The following is a 4,088-nucleotide window of genomic DNA, read 5'->3' as shown; positions in this document are numbered from 1 at the left end:
TCCTGCGCGATCGTGGCCCACAGGCCATAAGCATGCAGGCGGGTGGCGTCGCGTTCCATCTCCTCCCGGGTACCGGACGACACGGTGGCCCGTCCCTTGTGGTGCACGTCGAGCATCAGGGCCTTGGCCTTGTCCCGACTGAAACCGAACAGCTTCTGGAAGACGTAAGTCACATACGACATCAGGTTGACCGGATCATTCCAGACGATCGTGACCCAGGGCCGATCGTCCTCGGCGGTCTCGTCAACCTCTGAGATGTCCTCGGGTGCGACGGTAGCAAGTGGCACGACCCCTATTGTGACGCGCCGACGATCCGTCTTCCGCCCGACCTGTGCCACCCGCCGTTCCGCGGGTCACGGTGGATGCCCCACGAGAGCTCTCATGGCCGGCAAACCCGCACTCGCGATCGATCGCGCCACGCACCGAGAAAAACACCGCGAGCTGTCGCCCATCCTGCGATCACGGCGGGGAAGCCTTGCTGGGAGCGTACCGCTCGGGCAGCAAATACACCCATACCGTGGCAATAGTTAACCAAAATAGTATGTTTAGTTGTATTGGGTCCCGATTTGCCTGCATCCTTGGTCACAGCTCGCCACGGCAGCCACAGAAAAGAAAAACCTGATTAACAGCGACCAGCAACAGGGGACGCGACATCGCGGGGCCAGGGCACGCGCCTCGCGCCATCGCTTCCCATCCATCGCCGCGCAATACACGGGTACCCCAGCTCGTCAGTCGCCACCCACCAGGGTGGCGCCCCCTACCGCCGCATGATGCACGCACCTCAATCCCGCTCCTTGATCTGTGCCCTGTTGCCGGGCGCTCCAAAGAACCTGGCCCGACCCCGCCCCATGCGCTTCCGCACTCGCCGAAAACGACGAGGCGCGACCCATCTCCACCCGGCGACCAGGCCTCGGCATGAAATGCCGCGAGCCTCGCACAACTTTTCTTCTGGATAAATCCGCGCATATTTCGGCAATTCCGTTTATCACGCCGCACCAGAAAGGAGAAGCTGCCGTGAACGCAGGAGTCAGCTGGGGCTGAGAGCCACCACAGGCCACGTCCACCCCGGGCCCGGGCGCATCCGGGCATATCGATGCCAACGACAGCGGCGTCAGCCCACCTGGGCCCGAGGGGTGGTACACAATCGGGGAGTAGTGAAGGATGTCCACAGTGTGAAACCCGGAAAATACCGGAAACGGCACCGCGCGGTGGCGCAGGGCCCCGGCGGCCCGGTCACAGCCCGACAGGCAGGACGGGAGCCCACATGGCCGTCGGCGCACGCTCACGGTTTCTGCCGTCCCAGTATCATCTGATCCTCATCCTAGTCACCGGCGCCGCGGCCGGTGTCACCGCAATCTCGCTGGCGCACCTGCTGACCGTGCCTGAACCCGTTGCGTGGTGGCGAATGGCCCTCGGGGTCGGCTGCCTCATGATCGGCCCGGTACCGCTGCTGCACGTCCGCTACGGGCATCACACCGGCGACCATGATCTCAGTGAGGCCGCTGTCGTGATCGGGCTGGCCCTGCTGCCCGCCCAGGACCTGATTGTGATCACCGCGGCCATCGTCCCGGCCGTGCACGCCGTCCTCGGCAGGCCGCCGGTGAAGGTGCTGTTCAACGGAGCCAGCGCCACGATCGGGGTGGCGGTGGCCGCGGGCGTCCTGTGGCTCCAGGGCGGGCATGCCGGACATCTCGGCGCGACGACCGTCGTGCTCGCCGCCGCGGCCGGCCTGGCCTTCTGCCTGTGGACCAGCCTGTCGGTCTCGCTGGTGATCTCCACGGCTCAGGGCATGCCCCTGCGCCGGACGCTTCGCGAGACCACGGGCATCAGCACGGTGATCGCCGCCGGTGGGATCGTGGTCGGCTGTGGGAGCGTCGCGCTCGCGTACACGAGCCCGGTCACCCTGGTCGTCCTCCCACCGGTACTGGCCAGCCTGGTCATGGTCTATCGGATGCACGTGAACTCGTCTCGGCAGCGGGACCGCTGGCGCCAGCTCAACGCCGCGGCCAAGGATCTCGCCGTACTCGACGGAGGGACCATCGAGACCGCGGCCAGCCGGATCGCCTACGAGATCTTCCAACCGGACGGTGTCGAGCTGACGGTCGACTCGACCGCGGTAGCGCCACCACCGCAACGGGCCGACCGACACCGGCGGGTGGATGACGTGACGATCGCGCTGTCCGGACCCACCGGGCAGGTCGGCGTGCTGAGGCTGCGCTTTGGCGAGCCGACGATCTGGCAGGAGCACGAACAGGCCGTCCTCGCCGCGTTCGCGAACCTCGTCGCGCTGGCTGTCGCCAACGCCAGTACGTACGCCGAAGCCCACGAGCAGGCCTGCCATGACGCGCTCACCGGGCTCGGCAACCGGCGGATGCTGCAACGGCGCACCGCCGAAGCGATCGCGGGCACCACCGCGGCCGGCCCCCGGTTCGCTCTACTGCTGGTCGACCTCGATCGGTTCAGAGAGGTCAACGACACCCTCGGGCACGATGCCGGTGACCGTCTGCTGCGCGGTATCGCCGACCGGCTCCAGCGCGCCGTCCGCGCGGGCGATCTGGTGACGCGGGTGGGCGGCGACGAGTTCGCCGTGCTGCTGGCCGGCATCCGCGACGCCGAAGCCGCCGACACCGTCGCGGCCACCATCGCCAAGGCGCTGGCCCGTCCGGTCAGCTTCGAGGGAATGCTGCTCTCGGTGGAGGCGTCCGTCGGCGTCGCCTGCTTTCCCGAGGACGGCCGGACCGTCGACGAGCTCCTGCGCCGCGCGGATGTCGCGATGTACCAGGCGAAGCGAGCGCACAGCGGCTACCGCCGGTACCGGGCCGACGAGGACTCCTCCACGCTGGCGCACATGGAGCTGGTGGCGGACCTGCACGGCGCGCTCGCCGAAGGCGACATATCCCTGCACTACCAGCCACAGATCGACCTCGGCAGCGGCCGTATCGTCGCGGTCGAGGCCCTCGCGCGCTGGCGGCACCGGACCCGCGGCCTGCTCACTCCCGCGACCTTCATCGGCGCGGTGGAGCAGTCCGGGCTCATCGGCGACTTCACCCGCGCTGTGCTGGGGGAGGCGTTGTCCGCATGCGGACGGTGGCGCGCGGGCAGCGCCACCATCCGTCTTTCGGTAAACCTGTTCGCGCGTAACCTGCTGGAAGCGGATCTCGCCACCGAGATCGCGCAGCTTCTGCTCGCCAACAGCGTGCCGGCCTCAGCGCTCACGCTGGAAGTCACCGAGAGAGCGGTCGTCATGGATTCGGCGACAACCGCCCACTCCTTTGCCGCGCTCCGCGATCTCGGTGTGCGCCTCGCCGTGGACGACTTCGGCACCGGCTACAGCGCCCTCAACGTGCTGAGGCAGTTCGATCCGCACGAGGTGAAAATCGACCAGTCGTTCACCGGCAACCTCACCGACAACCCTGACAACGCCGCGATCGTGCGCGCGACCATCAATCTGGCCCACGACCTCGGGCTGCTGGTTGTCGCCGAGGGTGTCGAAGATCTCGACACGATGAACGCCCTGACCGTTCTCGGCTGTGATCTTGCTCAGGGGCGGTTCATCAGGCCGCCCTGCCCAGCCGAGGAAATCACGGCGCTGCTGCGGGACGCCGGCCGGCTGACCACCCCCCACTCGGCCGATGTGCTGCCGTTCCCCACCGCCTACCAGCGATCACGCCAGCAGCGCCGCGCCCGCTCCTACCAACCGAAGGACGCGCGATCGTAGCCCTTCCCCGGCCGCTCCCGGCCTCTCTCCCGGCCTCTCTCACGGCGCCTCTCACCGCACCTCTCACGGCCCCGGGAACAGCGGAGCGGGCTGGCCCGCCCCCGGACCACGAGCGCCTATCGGCCAAGGTCCCTACTCTGGTCGGAATGGCCACGTCCACACCGCCGTCCATGCGCCCCACCGGGCAGACATCGACGGCTCTGCTGACCGACCACTACGAGTTGACGATGCTGCAGGCCGCGTTATGGTCTGGAGCGGCATCGCGCCGGGTGGTCTTCGAGGTGTTCACCCGGGCGCTGCCAGCCGGCCGCCGGTTCGGTGTGGTCGCCGGCACCGGACGTCTCCTGGAGGCCCTTGAGACGTTCTGCTT

At 67.9% G+C, this 4,088-nt stretch carries 2 protein-coding genes and 1 pseudogene; 2 read left to right on the top strand and 1 reads right to left on the bottom strand.

What is annotated here, in order from left to right; all coding sequences use genetic code 11:
• Window positions 1-287 (bottom strand): ATP-dependent Clp protease adapter ClpS (clpS, locus tag MJ777_RS22390; RefSeq protein WP_239377707.1); only part of this gene is annotated, 287 nt, incomplete at its 3' end.
• 977 nt (window positions 288-1,264) lie between these two features.
• Here clpS and MJ777_RS22385 point away from each other — a divergent pair.
• A complete protein-coding gene (locus MJ777_RS22385; RefSeq protein WP_239308669.1) occupies window positions 1,265-3,718 on the top strand; it encodes a bifunctional diguanylate cyclase/phosphodiesterase in 2,454 nt (817 codons plus the stop codon).
• 146 nt (window positions 3,719-3,864) lie between these two features.
• A pseudogene (locus MJ777_RS22380) lies at window positions 3,865-4,088 on the top strand (nicotinate phosphoribosyltransferase); the annotation flags it as partial.

Source organism: Protofrankia sp. Cj5, assembly GCF_917627405.1.
Classification (GTDB): domain Bacteria; phylum Actinomycetota; class Actinomycetes; order Frankiales; family Frankiaceae; genus Protofrankia.
The sequence above is the reverse complement of the archived record's forward strand: the minus strand, read 5'-3'. Positions and strand labels throughout refer to the sequence as shown.

Coding starts and splice junctions, on each gene's coding strand:
- MJ777_RS22385 (WP_239308669.1), top strand. CDS start 1,265: ATGGCCGTCGGCGCACGCTCACGGTTTCTGCCGTCCCAGTATCATCTG.